We start from the raw sequence: 14,808 nt of genomic DNA on the forward strand, positions 1-14,808 counted from the left end.
GCTGACTCCGCATTCGATGTCACGTAAACACGACAGGCGCGCGTGAAAGTCCTGTTTACGTGACATTACCGTTATGAACTGAATATCCAGCGCAACCGGCGCTCATATCCAACCCGTCCCTTGTAGGCCTCGCCGCTGTCCACCCATCCCGCCCCGAGATACAGCCCCATCGCCGCCAGGTTGTGCGTGTCCACAGACAACTCCAACCCTTTGATCTGCGGCCACGCCTCAAGCGCCATGGCTGGTAGCGCCTGCAAACACGCCTTGCCGAACCCGCGCCCTTGCTGATGTCGATCCACCTGCAACGCGTGCAGTGTGGCGCTGTGTTCATCGGCCCAATGGGGCAGGCACGGTGGGCGCTTGAGCAAGAGGAAGGCGACGGGAATGTCGTCGGCCAAAAACGCAAAGCCTTTGACCCCAGGGCTTGGGTTGGCCAGCAAGGTATTAAGGGCGCAGTAGATATCTCCGCTAAACGGCAATTGTTCAGGATGAACTTCGATGGCGCCCACTTGCTGTTGTTGCACAGCATTGAGCGCCTCGTAGGCAACAAGGCGGGTTTGCATCGGGCTATCCGAACGGCTGCAAAGAAGGGCTCAGTTTATCGGGTTTGACCTATGGGAAATTATTTTTCCGTGGTGTGTCGATTGGCACGAAGGCCATTCGACTAAGAGTGTCCTACGTGATTTTCCACCCCAAGGAGTCATCGCCATGAGCACTGCCATCAACCGCCTGATCGAACAATGGAAACAAGCCGTCGTCAGTCGCGATATCGACAAGATTGTCAGCTTTTACGCCGACGATATCGTCTCGTTCGATGCCGTAACCGCTTTGCAGTTCAAAGGCAGGGCGGCCTACCGCGCGCACTGGGAAGAATGCATGAAGCATTGCCCCGGCCCCGGTATCTTCGAGTTTCATGAACTGCATATCGTCGAAGCGCCAGACAGCGCGTTCGCTCACTGGCTGGCCCACTGCGGCGGTGCCGGGCCCGATGGTGAGGTGAAAGCCTGCTGGATGCGCGTGACCGCCGGGTACCAGCGCATCAATGGCCAATGGAAAGTGGTGCATGAACACTGGTCGGCGCCCTTTGATATGCAAAGCGGCACGGCACTGTTCGATCTGGAACCCTGAGCGCCGCGAACTATAGTCAGTCATCCGAACACGGAGAACGCCATGAAATATCTGTGCCTGATCTACAGCGACGAACAGGTGTTGCATACCTCGCCCGACAGCCCCCACGACTCGGAGTGTCTCGCCTATGCGCAGGCCATCCAGGCCAGCGGGCGGATGCTGGCCGCCGAGCCGCTGGAGCCGGTGGCCACCGCCACCACCGTGCGTATGCGCAATGGCAAGTTGTCGATCACCGACGGGCCGTTTGCCGAAACCAAAGAGCAGCTCGCCGGGTTCTACCTGATCGACGCCAGGGACCTTAACGAAGCGATCCAGGTGGCGGGTGACATTCCGGCGGCCCGAGTCGGCAGTGTGGAAGTACGCCCGGTGCGCGAACTGAACGTGCCGCAATGACGCTCAGTGGTCAGGTCGAAGCCATCTACCGCAGCGAGTCACGGCGTGTGCTTGCCACGCTGATTCGCGTGCTGGGTGATTTCGACCTGGCCGAGGAGGCGTTGCACGAGGCGTTTTTTGTCGCCGTGCAGCGCTGGCCCGAGGACGGCATACCGGATAACCCACGGGCCTGGCTGGTATCGACCGGCCGCTTCAAAGCCATCGACCGCCTGCGCCGCCAGGCGCGGTTTACCCCGTTGCTGCAAGAGCAGGCCGACACGCTGCAGGCAGCTGACTGGAGCGATGACGACGTGGAAGATGACCGCCTGCGCCTGATCTTCACCTGCTGCCATCCGGCGCTGGCCCCTGATGCCCAGGCCGCGCTGACCCTGCGTGAGATCTGCGACCTCAGCACCGAGCAAATCGCCCACGCGTTCCTGGCCACACCTGCCACCATCGCCCAGCGCATCGTGCGCGCCAAGGGCAAGATCCGCGATGCGAAAATTCCTTACCAAGTGCCGTCCCGAGCCGAATTGCCCGAGCGATTGAACAGCGTGTTGCGCGTGATTTACCTGGTGTTCAACGAGGGCTACACGGCCTCCACTGGGGCGGACCTGACGTGCGAAGACTTGACCCTGGAGGCCATTCGCCTGTGCCGTTTGCTGATGCAATTGCTGCCGGAGCCGGAGGTGATGGGCTTGTTGGCGTTGATGCTGTTGCATGAGTCGCGAAGGCCTGCACGCATCTCGGCCAACGGCGAACTGGTGCTGCTGGATGCTCAGGACCGTGGGCTGTGGGATAGATCTCTGATAGCTGAAGGCTGCAACCTGGTGGAGCAGGCGCTGAGCACCCGGCGCTTCGGGCCCTATTGCTTGCAGGCGGCGATTGCGGCGGTGCACGCCGAGGCTGCCTGCGCCGGGGAAACCGATTGGCGACAGATTATCGGGCTCTACGATGTACTGCTCAAAGCGGTACCCTCGCCGGTGATCGAATTGAACCGGGCAGTTGCGGTGGCGATGGAGCAGGGGCCATTGGTGGGGTTGGCGCTGGTGGAGGGCATTTTGCAACGCGGTGACTTGCACGATTACCACTTGGCGCATTCGGCCCGCGGGGAGTTTTGCCGGCAGTTGGGACGGCTTGAAGAGGCCCGTGCAGCGTACGAAAAAGCTCTGTCGCTGACCCAACAAGTCCCGGAAAAGCGCTTCATCATGCGCCGCCTCGCCGAACTCAATCCCCCCAGACAATGACTATCCAAATGTGGGAGGGCTCAGTCGAGCATCTTGCCCAGCAACCAACTCCCAGCAGGCCCCGGTGGGTGTTGGCGTGACCACAACGCATCCACCGCCACCGAGCGCGGCCAACTGCGAACCTTGAGTTCGACCAACTGATTGCCGCCAAAACGTTCCACCAGCCAGCGTGGAATCGGTGCCCAGCCAAAACCCAGTTGCGCCATCTCCATCAACATCAGGTAACTCGGTGCCGACCACACACGCTGAGTGCTGCGGTTTTCATTGGGGTTGATGATGCTCGCCAAGCGCAGTTCCCGGTGTTGCTGCAAGACGTGCGCAAGCACCCTGTCCAGGCCAGCCAATGGGTGTTCAGGCGAAACGAACAGCGCGATTTCCGTGCGTTCTTCCACGCAGGAGAAGGTTAGATCCGGCGGGTAAATCTCTTGTTTCTCGATAAACGCAATCTGTGCCCGGCCGCTTTGTACCAGCGCGATCAGGTCTTCGCATTCGGCGATCAGGCATTCCAGCTCAAGGTCCGGATAGCGTTGCTCGAAGGCTGTGAGGGCGATTTCGAATCGATCCGATTGGTAAGTATCGGACATGGCGATACTCAACTTCGGCTCCAACCCCTGGGATAACTGACTGGCGGCCAACTCCAGGCGACTGCTGGCCTCCAGCACCTGTTCGGCCCGTTGCAGCAGTACCTGCCCCGCCGCAGTCAAGGTGGGTTTGCGGCTGCTGCGATCAAACAGCACAACGTCCAGGTCAATCTCAAGGCTGGCCACCGCCGCGCTGACAGTCGACTGGCTTTTGCCCAGCTTGCGCGCAGCGGCGGAAAACGAGCCTTGGGTAGCGGCCTGGACAAACGCCTGGAGCACTTCGTGGGAGGCCATACTATCGCCTTGCTCGATGGTTATTGGTTATGAAGTATCGAGACAAAGCCTGATCATGGCAACCATCGTCATTCACGGAGCCGGGTCATGAACCCTACCAAGTCGATTACTGAACGTGTTTTCCAAGCCCTGGGTTTTGAAGGCTTGGCCTTGTTGATCTGTACGCCGCTGTTGGTATGGATCACCGGCAGGCCGGCACTGGAGATGGGCGCAGTGACCCTGGGCATCAGCCTGCTGGCCCTGAGCTGGAACGTGGTTTTCAACAGCCTGTTCGACCGCCTCAAAACACACCTGCAACTGGCCAACAGTGGCTGGACCCGGGTGCTGCACGCGCTGTTGTTCGAGGGCGGCCTGATCCTGCTGGCAGTGCCGTTGATTGCGACCTTGATGAAGATCAGCCTGTTGGAGGCGTTCATCCTCGACATTGGTGTGCTGCTGTTCTTCCTGCCGTACACCTATGTGTACCACTGGGGTTATGACGTGTTGCGCGAGAAAATCGTCGGTAAAACCCCAGTAGCCCTGTAGGTGGGCGCCTACAGGAACATCCCGCCCGACGCCTCGATCCGCTGGCCGGTGATCCAATGGCTGCCATCGGCCAGCAATGTCGAAATCGCCCCGCCAATGTCGTCCGGCAAACCGGCGCGGCCCAAGGCCGTGTTATTGGCGACCATGGCATTCACATCGCTGTTGTCGCGCACCGCGCCGCCGCCGAAGTCGGTGGCAATCGCGCCCGGTGCCAGGGTGTTCACGGTAATACCGCGTGGGCCCAGCTCTTTGGCCTGGTAGCGCGACAGCACTTCGACCGCTCCCTTCATCGACGCATAGGCTGCATACCCCGGCAGGCTGAACCGCGCCAGGCCGCTGGATATGTTAATGATGCGTCCGCCATCGCTGATCAACGGCAGCAGTTTTTGCGTGAGAAAAAACGGCGCCTTGACGTGGATCGCCACCAACTGGTCGAACTGGGCTTCGGTGGTCTCGGCGAAGCTGGCGTGGGCAGCGATGCCTGCGTTATTGATCAGAAAATTGAAATGATCCTGAGCGAAAACATCCTTGAGCAACGCGCCGACCTGGCCGACGAACCCATCGAAGCTTGCGCTCTGGCTGACGTCCAGTTGCAGCATGGCGGCGCGGCCACCCAATGCCTCCACTTGGGCAACTACGGCTTGGGCCTCGCCTGCGGCGCTGTGGTAGGTGCCGATAATGTCTACGCCTTGCGCAGCCAGGTGCAGCGCAGCGCTTTTGCCCAGGCCACGGCTGGCGCCGGTGATGAGTGCGATTTTACGGGTCATGGTGCAGTCCTCAGTGATAGTTAGTGGAACTGAGTGTATTTGTCCGGTCATTACGTGATAAACAGGCTGATATCGGAATCACTGGCCGGATAAGGCGAACAATCTAATGAACAAGCTTGAGCTGCTGCGCACCTTCGTACGCGTCACTGAGTTATCGAGCTTTACCCAGGCCGGCCAAAGCCTGGGTTTGCCCCGCTCTACGGTATCCGAGCATGTGCAGGCGTTGGAGGAGTTGCTCGGCGCACGGCTGTTGCAACGCACCACGCGCAAGGTGCAGGCGACCCAAGACGGGCGTGTGTTGTATGAGCGCAGCAAGGATCTGCTGGCGCATATGGAAGAACTGGAAGGGTTGTTTCGCCAGGATGAAACCCAACTGGCCGGGCGCATACGGGTGGATATGCCCAATGTCATGGCGCGGGGTTTGATCGTGCCGAACTTGCCCACGTTCATGACTCGCCATCCCCTGATCGACATCGAGATCAGCGGCTCGGACCGCCAGGTGGACCTGATCGCGGAAGGTTTCGATTGTGTCGTGCGCGTCGGTGCCCAGCCCGACCAAACGGTGGTGGCGCGACGGGTGTGCAGCATGCCGATGGTCAACTGCGTGAGCCCGGCGTATCTGCAACGCTGCGGTATGCCTGCGACATTGGCTGACCTGGCGAATCACCAATTGGTACATTACGTGCGGCCCCTGGGCGCACGCTCGGCAGGGTTCGAATACCTGGTGGGCAACAAGGTGCAACGTTTGCCGATGGCAGGAAGGGTGACCGTCAACAGCACCGATGCGTATCAGTCGGCGTGCCTGGCGGGTTTTGGCATTACCCAAGTGCCCCAACTCGGGATCCGCGATTTATTGGCCAGTGGCGAGTTGGTAGCGGTGCTGCCGGATTACCAGGCACCGCCTCTGGACGTGTATTTACTGTACGCCGGCCAGCGGCATTTACCGCTGCGGGTGCGGGTGTTCATGGACTGGTTGACCGCCACCCTGCAAGCCCATCTTTAACGGCGCGCCGACAATTGCTGCGGCGCCAGGAACGCATCGTGGAAGTAATCGCGGAAGGCTTGCATCGCCGGGGTAAACGCGCGCTCGCGGTGCCAGGCCAGGCCGACGCTCATGGGCGTGACCGGGTCGGTGACGGTCAGGGTTTCGATGCGCTTGCCTTCCAGCGACCAGGGCCGGTGCACCAGGTCCGACAGAATCGCCACGCCGCTACCGTTGGCAACCATGCTGCGCACCGCCTCCACCGAGCTGGTGCGCAGCCGCACCTTGGGGGTTTGCCCGGCCTGCTCCCAGTAGCGCATGGCACTGTGTTCGGCTTCATCGACGGTCAGCAGGATGTAGGGCTCTTGCGCCACGTCCGCCAGGCTGACGGCACCGCGTTCACACAATGGATGATGGCTGGGCAGCCACAGGCGGCGTTCGGAGTTGAACAGGATTTCAGAGACGATATCCGCGTGGGTGAGGTTGGCGGTAAGCACCACGGCCATGTCGAACTGGCCGTTGAGCAGGCCCTGTTCGATGGCCTGGCGTTCCTGCTCGAACACCTCGATGGTCACGTCCGGATGCCAATGCTCCATGCGCTGCAAATGGTGCGGCAGGAAATAACCCAGCACTGTGTAGCTCGCCGCCACCCGCAACACGCCGCTGGCGCGGTAATCCGGCAGCGGGCTGTTCAGGGCGTCTTCCACGCTGCGCACAATCACATAGGCGCGGTTGAGAAAATGTCGACCGGCGTCGGTGAGGTTCATGCCCTGGGCCGAGCGCACGAACAACTGCACGCCGAGCATGGCTTCCAGCTCCTTGATCGCCGTGGTCACCGCCGACTGGGAAATATTCAGGTGAATCGCTGCCTGGGAAATCTGGCCGATTTCAGCGGTGGCGACGAAGTAGCGAACCTGGCGCAAGGTAAGGGACATAGTCAGTATCTGATTTTCAGAAGATGGGCTATCTGATAATAGATCTTCCCAAGGGGTCAAGCCCGAGCCTACTTTCCTGGCATCACTTATGGCGGAGCAATCTTGATGCGGGCAGTGGATTTCAATTCGGACATGGGCGAAAGCTTCGGCCCCTGGACTATCGGCGACGGCGTCGACGCAGAGCTGATGGCTCACATCAGCTCGGCCAATATCGCCACCGGCTTTCACGCCGGCGACCCCGGCACCATGCGCCGCACTGTCGAGCGCGCCAGGCAATTGGGGGTGGCTATCGGCGCTCATCCGGGTTTTCGCGACCTGGTGGGCTTCGGTCGTCGGCATATCAACGCCCCGCCTCAGGAGCTGGTGGACGATATGCTCTACCAGCTTGGCGCGCTGCGTGAAATGGCCCGCGCCCAAGGCCTGACCTTGCAACATATCAAGCCCCACGGCGCGCTCTACATGCACCTGGCCCGCGATGAAGAGGCTGCGCGGCTATTGGTGCAAAACCTGCAAATCATCGAGCCGACGCTGTTGCTGTACTGCATGCCCAATTCGGTGATCTGGCGCATTGCCAAGGAACTGGGACAGCCGGTCGTGCGCGAGTTCTATGCCGACCGTGAGTACGATCTGAGCGGCTCCATCGTGTTCACCCGCAATGTGCGTGCACTGGACGCTGCCAACGTTGCAGCCCGTGTCCTGCGCGCTTGTCAGAGCGGGCTGGTACGTACCGTGGAAGGCGAAGACCTGGTGATTGAATTCGATTCCATCTGCCTGCACAGCGATACCCCTGGTGCCCTGGACTTGGTGCAAGCCACCCGCGAAGCGTTGGACCAGGCCGGTATTGAAGTCCGGCCCCCCCAATAAGAGCGGTACCTCACTTTTTTGCCTGCCTTTCTACAATGATTCCAAGAGGAACAGACATGGCTGAAACGTCCCCCATCCGCTACAGCTTCGGCGGTGATGAACACCTGTTTGCCGAGGTCAGCGACAGCATGTCCCTGGAGGCTTTTTTCAAGGGCATGGCGGTGACCCGCGCCGTGGAACGCCTGGCGCTGGAAGGCGTGCTGGATGTGTGCCTGGCCAATGCATCCTTCCAGATTCGCTTCGACCCCGACCGCATCGCGCCCCATGTGCTGCTCGACGCGGTGCAAGGTGCCGAAGCCCAGGCGGTGGCCGAGCGCACGCTGCACACGCGCATCATCGAGATCCCGGTGCTCTATAACGACCCCTGGACCCACGAAACCCTGATGCGTTTTCGTGACCGCCACCAAGACCCCAGCGGCACTGACCTGGAATACGCCGCACGCATCAATGGCCTGGCCGATGTGGATGCGTTTATCGCCGCTCACAGTGGCGCACCGTGGTTTGTGTCGATGGTCGGCTTTGTCGCGGGGCTGCCGTTCATGTTCCAGATGGTCGAGCGCGAACGGCAATTGCAGGTGCCCAAGTACCTGCGGCCGCGCACCGACACGCCGAAACTGACCCTGGGCCATGGCGGCTGTTTTGGTTGTATCTATTCGGTTCGCGGTGCCGGCGGTTACCAGATGTTCGGCGTGACCCCGGCACCGATCTACGACCCGCAGCAGCAGTTGGCCTACCTCAAGGAGCACATGGTGTTCTTCCGTCCTGGCGACATCGTGCAGTTCAAGCCGATGGACCGGGAGGCTTACGACCTGGCCGTCGCCGAAGTGGAAGCCGGGCGTTTCGATTTGCGCATTCGCCCGGTCGAATTTTCCCTCGATGCCTTTCTCGCGGATCCCATTGGCTATCCGCAAACCCTGCAGGAGGCGCTGGCATGATCAAGGTGCTCAAACCCGGCCTCGCCACCTCCGTGCAGGACCTGGGGCGCGAAGGTTATTACCACCTGGGCATTCCGCCATCGGGCGCGCTGGACCAATACGCGCTGAGTGCAGCCAACCATCTGGTCGGCAATCCCGTAGGCGCGGCTGGCCTGGAATGCACGCTGATCGGGCCTGAGCTGGAGTTCCAGCAAGACGCGCTGGTAGCGTTGAGCGGCGCCTTGATGTCGCCGCGCCTGGACGGCGAAGTGGTGCATCAGGACACCGCCTTTAGCGTGCGTGCCGGGCAGGTGCTGCGCTTCGAGTTTCCCGTGGCCGGCGCGCGGACTTACCTCGCCGTTGCCGGGGGCATCGACGTGCCGTTGGTGCTTGGCAGCCGCTCCACCTACACCCTTGGTGCTCTCGGTGGGTTTCACGGGAGGCGCTTGCAGGAGGGCGATCTGTTGCCTATCGGCACGGCCAGCGGTGCGGGGCGTGCGGGCAACAGCTTGCCGATGGCGTTGCGTCGTTCGGTGGGCGGTGATGTCACGTTGCGCGTAGTGCCGGGGCTGTACTACGAGCGCTTGACCGACGCGGCAAAAAGCAGCTTTTTTGCCGAGCCGTGGACGGTGGGCTCCGAGGCCGATCGCATCGGCTATCGCTTCAAGGGCGGCAGCGCATTGAGCTTCCAGCCGCGGGAACAGCCGTTTGGCGCGGGCTCCGACCCCTCCAACATCGTCGACAGTTGCTACCCGATTGGTTCGATTCAGGTACCGGCGGGGTTGGAACCGATTGTGCTGCATCGCGATGCGGTGTCGGGCGGTGGCTACGCGATGATCGGCACGGTGATCAGCGCCGACCTGGACTTGATCGGGCAGATGCAGCCCAATCAGCGAGCGGGGTTCGTGGCGGTGACATTGGAGCAAGCGCTGGAGGCGCGGCGGGTCTACAAAAAGCGCCTGAAGGCCATGGCCGGACTCTTCACACCCTGAAGAAACATAAAACCAAATGTGGGAGGGGGCTTGCTCCCACATTTTGATTTTCTGTGTGTCAGAACAATTGGGTAAAAAGCCAGTAGAGGCTACCCGACAGTAAAATCGCCGCCGGCAAGGTCAACACCCACGCCATCAACAAATTGCGGATGGTCCTCATCTGCAACCCCCCGCCATTGGCGACCATGGTCCCGGCTACACCCGAGGACAATACATGGGTGGTCGACACCGGCAGCCCGAACATATCCGCCGCGCCGATGGTCAGCATCGCCACCGTTTCGGCCGAAGCGCCTTGAGCGTAAGTCAGGTGAGTCTTGCCGATTTTTTCGCCCACCGTCACCACGATGCGCTTCCAGCCGACCATGGTGCCCAGGCCAAGGGCAATGGCCACGGCGATCTTCACCCACAGCGGTATAAAGCGCGTGGCGTTGTCGATCTGTTGCTTGAACAGTTGCAGCTTGCCCTGGGTGTCGGCGTCGAAGTTGCCGACCTTGCCTTTGTCCATCAGGCGGATGGTTTCGCTGGTCAGGTACATGTCGTTACGCACGTTGCCGACGGCTTCGGCCGGTACGGCGGCGAGGGAACCATAGCTTTTCACTTCTTCGCCGATATGGCCGGTGATGGCGGCGAGTGCGGGCACCAGTTCCGGCGTGGCCTCTTTGGTGCGAACGTAGGTCGACAAGGTGGCACGTGAATCGCCCGGTGCCGGCTGCGGCGCTGCTTTGACCAAGGCAGCCTGGGTCACTTCAGCGACGGCGGCAAATTGCAGCGACTGATCGGCAGGCATGGTGCGGTTCAGCGCGTAGGCCATCGGCAAGGTGCCCACCAGGATCAGCATGATCAGGCCCATGCCCTTTTGCCCATCGTTGGAACCGTGGGCGAACGACACGCCGGTGCAAGTAACAATCAGCATCCCGCGAATCCACCAGGGCGGCGGCGTGTCGCCTTTGGGTGCCTTGTACAGCGCGCGGTTTTTGACAAAGACGCGCAGGGCCAGCAACAGCAAGGCGGCAAACGCAAAGCCAATCAGCGGCGACAGCAACAAGGCATAACCAATCTTGATCGCCTGGCTCCAATCCACACCGCTGGTGCCGTCACGTCCGTGCATCAGGGCATTGGCTACGCCTACGCCAATGATCGAGCCGATCAGGGTATGAGACGACGAGGCTGGCAAGCCCAGCCACCAGGTGCCCAGGTTCCACAGGATCGCGGCGATCAGCAAGGCGAAGATCATGGAGAACCCGGCCGATGAACCGACCTGCAAAATCAGCTCCACCGGTAGCAGGGCAATGATGCCGAACGCCACCGCGCCACTGGAAAGCAACACGCCGAGGAAATTGAAAAAGCCCGACCACACCACCGCAAAATGCGGTGGCAGCGAGTTGGTGTAGATCACCGTCGCCACTGCGTTGGCGGTGTCATGGAAGCCGTTGACAAACTCAAACCCCAGAGCGATCAACAACGCCACGCCGAGCAATAGGAATGGCGTCCAGGTGGTGAGCTGGGCGCCCATTTCGTGCATGTCGTGCATCAGGCTGTAGGCGGTGAACAGCAGGCCCATCGCAAGTACGGCGAAGAACATGATCACCGTCAACAAGCCTGGTTTTGTGTCCAGCCGGGGTTGGGAGGAGGGTGAAGCGTGGGGGGAGGCAGTCAGGGAAGGGGTGGCCATGCCGGAGCATCCAGTGTGAGGAGGATGGCCTTAATGATCATTGCAGAATGTTACAAGGGTGCTGCGACAGATCAGTGTTTGGCGCAATCTCGTGTGCCGCCGGTCTACAAATCAGTGCGGTTTAAATGTGGGAGGGGGCTTGCTCCCGATAGCGGTGCATCAGTCAGAGATTTTTTGGCTGACCCACCGCTATCGGGAGCAAGCCCCCTCCCACAGTTTGATTGCATTTCAATGTTAGTAGTCCTTGCGCTTTCGGAACGCCCACCGCCCAGCAATCAAGGTAAAAGTCGCGACCAGCGCCACCAATATCCAGAAACCTTCCGGGTCTTGGGACAGCGGCACCCCACCCACATTCATGCCAAAAAAGCCGGCGATGATATTGATCGGCAACGCCAGCACCGTCACCACCGTGAGGGTGAACAGCGTGCGGTTGCTTTGCTCATTGAGGTTGGCGGCGATCTCTTCCTGGAGCAGCTTGATACGTTCGCCCAGGGCCGTCAGGTCGTTGATGATCAGCGCAAACTCCTCGGTGGATTTGCGCAACTCCTTCACGTCTTCCTTTTGTAGCCATTGCGGCGGACGGTTGAGCAGGCGCAGCAGCGAGCCCGGTTCCAGCGCCAGCAGGCGTTGCAGGCGCACCAATACACGGCGTGCAGCGCCCAGTTCGGCGCGATTGGTGGATAGGCGCGAAGACAGCAACTGATCTTCGATATGGTCGACGCTGATACTGGTCTTGCGCACGATCTGGGTCAGCACTTCGCCCTGGTCGCGCAGCAAATGCACCAGCAGTTCCAGGGGCGAGCGAAAGTGTTCACCGGCTTTTACCGACGAGCGCAATTTATCCACCGAATGCAGTGGTTGCAGGCGCGCACTGATCAGCAAGCGGCTGCGCGCGCATACCCACAGTGTGGAAATATCCGACGACACCATGCTGCTGAAGTTGAACACCACATCGTTGACCACCGCCAACAAGGCCGAGTCCACATGTTCGATGCGTGTGGAGCGCGAGCCTTCATGCAGCGCTTCAAAAAATTCCTCCGGCAGCGACAAATGCGCCTGCATCCAGCGCTCGCACGCGGCGTGGGCGAGGTTCAAGTGCAGCCACAGAAACTCTTCCGGATCTTGTGGCTGCTGCAAGGCGGCGAGGGCGGTGGCTGAGTCAATCTGCTGGCCTTTTTCGCCGGGGCGAAAGCGGAAACCGTAAAGCAGGCCAAACAGGTCGGGGTCCTGATGGGCGTGGTCGATGCTGTGATTCATGGCGGCTCGCAGAGAAAGGGCCTGTAGGACGTTTCACAGGTTCCTAGGCGAATCATTGCAAGGCGGTATGACGGTTATGTGACGGTTTGAGGCGCGCATAAAAAAACGCGCCACTCGAAGGTGGCGCGTTTTTTGGGGATGCAACTCAGGTGTCTTGCTTGTTTTCCAGTACAGCACCGGTCTTGGCGTCGAGCTTCACTTCAAAGCGCTTGCCGGTGGTATCGGTCAGGTCCACTTCGTAGACATACTGGTCGGCGACGCCGTGTTTGGTGTCCAGTTCGGTGTCAGTGATCGAAGCACCAGGGTGAGTTGCCACGGCTGCTGCGTTGAGCTTGTCGAAAGACATCACAGCGCCGGACTTGAGCAGGCCTTCAATGTGATCCGGACGAACATCCGCCTGGGCCAGACCGGCAGTCAGGGTCAGGGCGGTGGCAGCGAACAGGGCAGTCAAAGTTTTCATGGTGTGTCCTCTTGGGTGAACTGTTTAAGTGGCGCCAGATTAACCGGCGCAACTTAACTCATCCTTAATGGCTCACTGACACCAATGCCCTTAGTACTTATGGTCGTTGAGCAGGTCCTGAACACTGGACGACGGCCAGCGTTTGTAGAACTTCAGCAGCTCGGCGGCACGGTTGGTGAAGATGCCATCGACGCCGGCCTTCATGACTTTCTCGAAATCCACCGGCTCATCCACGGTGTACACATGCACCAACAGGCCCTTGTCGTGGGTCAGCTTGTTCATTTCAGGCTTCACCAGGTCGGTGTAGCTCTGGTCGCCGTGGTCGGTCAGTTCAGCCGACGGGCCGGTGCCGATGGCGCCAAGGCTTTTGGCTTGGTCGACCCATTTTTCGAATTCGGCGGCGTCTTTCGGTTCTTGCTTGGCGTAGTAGGCAGCCTTGGTTGTTTCACCGGACTCGGCGAAGGTGACTTTGGATTTGGGCTCGATACTGCCTTCACCCACCCACAACAGCAGGATCTTCGGTGTGTTGGGCATTTCTTTCTGCAACTCTTGCAGGCTTGCAACTTCAAAGGTTTGCAGCACCACGCGGCCACGGCCTTGGCCGACGCCGGTGTTGCTCTTGCCCAGCTTGGAGCCGGCGGAACTCAGCCAGCCCTTGTCCAGCAGCTTGTTTTTCAGGTCGGCTTCGATCCCCGGGAACTGCTTGGGCTCCTTGGTCTCTATGTACAGGCCGGGTTTGTGCGAGGGGTTGCCTTCGGCGATCTTGATGATGTCGTCCAGGCTCAGGATCTTCAGGCCAACGAAGCCTGGGCGCGCGCGGTCCGGGTAGGCGGCGTTGAACCAGCTGCCGGCGTCGAGGGTTTGCAGTTCTTTCCAGGTGAACTCGTTGGCAGGCGCGTCTTTGCGCTCGGGGAACTTGGTGGCCACGTCGGTGGTGCGCTGCAGGTTGTTGTCGTGCAGGGCGAACAGCACGCCGTCCTTGCTGCGTTGCAGGTCCAGTTCCAGGTAGTCGGCCCCCAGGTCGCGTGCAACCTTGTAGGCGGCGGCGGTGGATTCAGGTGCGTCGTAGGAAGCACCACGGTGAGCGATCACGGCAGGGTAGGGTATGCCTTCGTTTGTCGCCAATTCAGCCGGGCTGACCGGGTCGGCAGCCTGTGCCTGGCCAAGGCCGAGCATCAACGCCAGCAGCAAGGCGCTCTTGGTAAACGTGACAGGCATATGCGAAGTCCTTTCGTGGAGGTAACTTTGAGAAGGTGTCCTTTTTAACAATTGATTGCGAAAGGCGCTATCACCAAACCGACATTAACGTGCGCGCGAGCCAATTTTGTCGGTTTTTTTGTGCTGCATTGCAGTATTCTTGGCCATAGCTGCCCCGTCAGAGGGCAGTATTTTTTGCCACGCGTGTAAACCATCTTTCCAGTCCCGATGGGACTTTTCAGTGAGGTTTACCATGCGCATCACTTCAGAACTTATCTGCCAGGCCGCCGACCAACTCCAGGGTTTTGTCGGCCTCAATCGCAAGACCGGCCAGTACATTGTGCGTTTCAGCGAAGATGCCTTCGGCATGGACGTGGCCGATGACGGCATCATCCCCACTGCCGAATTCGTCTGGCTACCGGCCGCCGACCACACCATGACCCTGTGCCGCGAACGCATACAGTTGCTGCTGGACCAGAACATCGATGACCGCATCAACATCACCGAACCGTTGCGGGTGTATATGCGCCGGGTGGAGATCCCGCAGATCAGTGCGTTGCGCAGTTTGGTGAGCTAGCCCGCAGCTTTTTCTGGTCGGTGAGGGTCAAATGAGGGTTAGTG

Annotated in this window: 17 protein-coding genes; 9 read left to right on the forward strand and 8 right to left on the reverse strand. The window is 60.3% G+C overall.

Going from position 1 to position 14,808, the window contains the following annotated elements:
* Nucleotides 1-71: 71 nt before the first annotated feature.
* Nucleotides 72-563, reverse strand: a complete 492-nt coding sequence (locus tag E4P00_RS27440; RefSeq protein ID WP_248133382.1) for a GNAT family N-acetyltransferase — start codon at nt 561-563, stop codon at nt 72-74.
* Nucleotides 564-708: 145 nt separating this feature from the next.
* On the opposite strand from E4P00_RS27440, the gene E4P00_RS27445 reads away from it, so the two are divergent.
* Genes E4P00_RS27445 through E4P00_RS27455 form a run of 3 tightly spaced genes read left to right on the forward strand, consistent with a single transcriptional unit; the run spans nt 709 to nt 2,747 of the window.
* Complete coding sequence (locus tag E4P00_RS27445) at nt 709-1,128, forward strand: nuclear transport factor 2 family protein (protein ID WP_078822138.1); 420 nt, start codon at nt 709-711, stop codon at nt 1,126-1,128.
* Nucleotides 1,129-1,170: 42 nt separating this feature from the next.
* Nucleotides 1,171-1,521 carry a YciI family protein gene (locus E4P00_RS27450; RefSeq protein WP_005790698.1) on the forward strand — a complete coding sequence of 117 codons (351 nt, stop codon included), beginning with the start codon at nt 1,171-1,173 and terminating at the stop codon, nt 1,519-1,521.
* Nucleotides 1,518-2,747, forward strand: a complete 1,230-nt coding sequence (locus E4P00_RS27455; RefSeq protein ID WP_248133383.1) for an RNA polymerase sigma factor — start codon at nt 1,518-1,520, stop codon at nt 2,745-2,747. The genes E4P00_RS27450 and E4P00_RS27455 overlap by 4 nt, the downstream gene beginning before the upstream one ends.
* A gap of 20 nt (nt 2,748-2,767) precedes the next feature.
* Here the strand turns inward: E4P00_RS27455 and E4P00_RS27460 are convergent, their stop codons facing one another.
* Complete coding sequence (locus tag E4P00_RS27460; RefSeq protein ID WP_078822136.1) at nt 2,768-3,622, reverse strand: LysR family transcriptional regulator; 855 nt, start codon at nt 3,620-3,622, stop codon at nt 2,768-2,770.
* Nucleotides 3,623-3,709: 87 nt separating this feature from the next.
* On the opposite strand from E4P00_RS27460, the gene E4P00_RS27465 reads away from it, so the two are divergent.
* Nucleotides 3,710-4,147 carry a multidrug/biocide efflux PACE transporter gene (locus E4P00_RS27465; RefSeq protein ID WP_005790692.1) on the forward strand — a complete coding sequence of 146 codons (438 nt, stop codon included), beginning with the start codon at nt 3,710-3,712 and terminating at the stop codon, nt 4,145-4,147.
* Between the two features lie 8 nt (nt 4,148-4,155).
* Here the strand turns inward: E4P00_RS27465 and E4P00_RS27470 are convergent, their stop codons facing one another.
* The gene (locus tag E4P00_RS27470; RefSeq protein ID WP_005790690.1) at nt 4,156-4,914 is read right to left on the reverse strand and encodes an SDR family oxidoreductase; all 759 of its coding nucleotides are present in this window, start codon (nt 4,912-4,914) and stop codon (nt 4,156-4,158) included.
* Between the two features lie 106 nt (nt 4,915-5,020).
* Between E4P00_RS27470 and E4P00_RS27475 the strand changes: the two genes are divergently transcribed.
* Nucleotides 5,021-5,917 (forward strand): LysR family transcriptional regulator, encoded by an 897-nt coding sequence (locus E4P00_RS27475; protein ID WP_248133384.1) that lies wholly within the window; start codon nt 5,021-5,023, stop codon nt 5,915-5,917.
* Here the strand turns inward: E4P00_RS27475 and E4P00_RS27480 are convergent.
* The gene (locus tag E4P00_RS27480; protein WP_248133385.1) at nt 5,914-6,831 is read right to left on the reverse strand and encodes a LysR family transcriptional regulator; all 918 of its coding nucleotides are present in this window, start codon (nt 6,829-6,831) and stop codon (nt 5,914-5,916) included. The two genes, E4P00_RS27475 and E4P00_RS27480, sit on opposite strands and share 4 nt — an antisense overlap.
* Nucleotides 6,832-6,936: 105 nt before the next feature.
* On the opposite strand from E4P00_RS27480, the gene E4P00_RS27485 reads away from it, so the two are divergent.
* Genes E4P00_RS27485 through E4P00_RS27495 form a run of 3 tightly spaced genes read left to right on the forward strand, consistent with a single transcriptional unit; the run spans nt 6,937 to nt 9,601 of the window.
* On the forward strand, nt 6,937-7,695 hold the full coding sequence (locus E4P00_RS27485) for a 5-oxoprolinase subunit PxpA (RefSeq protein WP_248133386.1): 759 nt from the start codon (nt 6,937-6,939) through the stop codon (nt 7,693-7,695).
* Between the two features lie 56 nt (nt 7,696-7,751).
* Nucleotides 7,752-8,630, forward strand: coding sequence for an allophanate hydrolase subunit 1 (locus tag E4P00_RS27490; RefSeq protein WP_216091998.1), 879 nt, complete (start codon nt 7,752-7,754; stop codon nt 8,628-8,630).
* Nucleotides 8,627-9,601 (forward strand): biotin-dependent carboxyltransferase family protein, encoded by a 975-nt coding sequence (locus E4P00_RS27495; protein ID WP_248133387.1) that lies wholly within the window; start codon nt 8,627-8,629, stop codon nt 9,599-9,601. Before E4P00_RS27490 ends, E4P00_RS27495 begins: the two co-directional genes overlap by 4 nt.
* A gap of 58 nt (nt 9,602-9,659) precedes the next feature.
* Here E4P00_RS27495 and E4P00_RS27500 read toward each other — a convergent pair whose 3' ends face one another.
* The 4 genes from E4P00_RS27500 to E4P00_RS27515 all read right to left on the reverse strand — a co-directional run bounded on the left by E4P00_RS27500 (nt 9,660) and on the right by E4P00_RS27515 (nt 14,208).
* Nucleotides 9,660-11,273 carry an inorganic phosphate transporter gene (locus E4P00_RS27500; RefSeq protein ID WP_103734767.1) on the reverse strand — a complete coding sequence of 538 codons (1,614 nt, stop codon included), beginning with the start codon at nt 11,271-11,273 and terminating at the stop codon, nt 9,660-9,662.
* 234 nt (nt 11,274-11,507) lie between these two features.
* Nucleotides 11,508-12,530, reverse strand: coding sequence for a transporter (locus E4P00_RS27505; protein ID WP_032879801.1), 1,023 nt, complete (start codon nt 12,528-12,530; stop codon nt 11,508-11,510).
* A 145-nt stretch (nt 12,531-12,675) separates the two neighbouring features.
* Nucleotides 12,676-12,990, reverse strand: coding sequence for a PepSY domain-containing protein (locus E4P00_RS27510; RefSeq protein ID WP_032879802.1), 315 nt, complete (start codon nt 12,988-12,990; stop codon nt 12,676-12,678).
* A 90-nt stretch (nt 12,991-13,080) separates the two neighbouring features.
* Nucleotides 13,081-14,208: a glycerophosphodiester phosphodiesterase gene (locus tag E4P00_RS27515; RefSeq protein ID WP_032879803.1), complete on the reverse strand. Its 1,128-nt coding sequence runs from the start codon at nt 14,206-14,208 to the stop codon at nt 13,081-13,083.
* Between the two features lie 232 nt (nt 14,209-14,440).
* Between E4P00_RS27515 and E4P00_RS27520 the strand changes: the two genes are divergently transcribed.
* Nucleotides 14,441-14,764: a DUF2025 family protein gene (locus E4P00_RS27520; RefSeq protein ID WP_005790675.1), complete on the forward strand. Its 324-nt coding sequence runs from the start codon at nt 14,441-14,443 to the stop codon at nt 14,762-14,764.
* Nucleotides 14,765-14,808: the final 44 nt, after the last annotated feature.

This window comes from Pseudomonas sp. B329 (assembly GCF_023127835.1).
In the GTDB taxonomy this organism is placed as follows: Bacteria; Pseudomonadota; Gammaproteobacteria; order Pseudomonadales; family Pseudomonadaceae; genus Aquipseudomonas; species Aquipseudomonas synxantha_A.

Bases quoted from the DNA above. Each gene is read 5' to 3' on its own strand.
- E4P00_RS27460 (WP_078822136.1), bottom strand. From the start codon at position 3,622: ATGGCCTCCCACGAAGTGCTCCAGGCGTTTGTCCAGGCCGCTACCCAA.
- E4P00_RS27480 (WP_248133385.1), bottom strand. From the start codon at position 6,831: ATGTCCCTTACCTTGCGCCAGGTTCGCTACTTCGTCGCCACCGCTGAA.
- E4P00_RS27455 (WP_248133383.1), top strand. From the start codon at position 1,518: ATGACGCTCAGTGGTCAGGTCGAAGCCATCTACCGCAGCGAGTCACGG.
- E4P00_RS27515 (WP_032879803.1), bottom strand. From the start codon at position 14,208: ATGCCTGTCACGTTTACCAAGAGCGCCTTGCTGCTGGCGTTGATGCTC.
- E4P00_RS27465 (WP_005790692.1), top strand. From the start codon at position 3,710: ATGAACCCTACCAAGTCGATTACTGAACGTGTTTTCCAAGCCCTGGGT.
- E4P00_RS27475 (WP_248133384.1), top strand. From the start codon at position 5,021: ATGAACAAGCTTGAGCTGCTGCGCACCTTCGTACGCGTCACTGAGTTA.
- E4P00_RS27490 (WP_216091998.1), top strand. From the start codon at position 7,752: ATGGCTGAAACGTCCCCCATCCGCTACAGCTTCGGCGGTGATGAACAC.
- E4P00_RS27485 (WP_248133386.1), top strand. From the start codon at position 6,937: ATGCGGGCAGTGGATTTCAATTCGGACATGGGCGAAAGCTTCGGCCCC.
- E4P00_RS27505 (WP_032879801.1), bottom strand. From the start codon at position 12,530: ATGAATCACAGCATCGACCACGCCCATCAGGACCCCGACCTGTTTGGC.
- E4P00_RS27440 (WP_248133382.1), bottom strand. From the start codon at position 563: ATGCAAACCCGCCTTGTTGCCTACGAGGCGCTCAATGCTGTGCAACAA.
- E4P00_RS27470 (WP_005790690.1), bottom strand. From the start codon at position 4,914: ATGACCCGTAAAATCGCACTCATCACCGGCGCCAGCCGTGGCCTGGGC.
- E4P00_RS27450 (WP_005790698.1), top strand. From the start codon at position 1,171: ATGAAATATCTGTGCCTGATCTACAGCGACGAACAGGTGTTGCATACC.
- E4P00_RS27520 (WP_005790675.1), top strand. From the start codon at position 14,441: ATGCGCATCACTTCAGAACTTATCTGCCAGGCCGCCGACCAACTCCAG.
- E4P00_RS27500 (WP_103734767.1), bottom strand. From the start codon at position 11,273: ATGGCCACCCCTTCCCTGACTGCCTCCCCCCACGCTTCACCCTCCTCC.
- E4P00_RS27495 (WP_248133387.1), top strand. From the start codon at position 8,627: ATGATCAAGGTGCTCAAACCCGGCCTCGCCACCTCCGTGCAGGACCTG.
- E4P00_RS27445 (WP_078822138.1), top strand. From the start codon at position 709: ATGAGCACTGCCATCAACCGCCTGATCGAACAATGGAAACAAGCCGTC.
- E4P00_RS27510 (WP_032879802.1), bottom strand. From the start codon at position 12,990: ATGAAAACTTTGACTGCCCTGTTCGCTGCCACCGCCCTGACCCTGACT.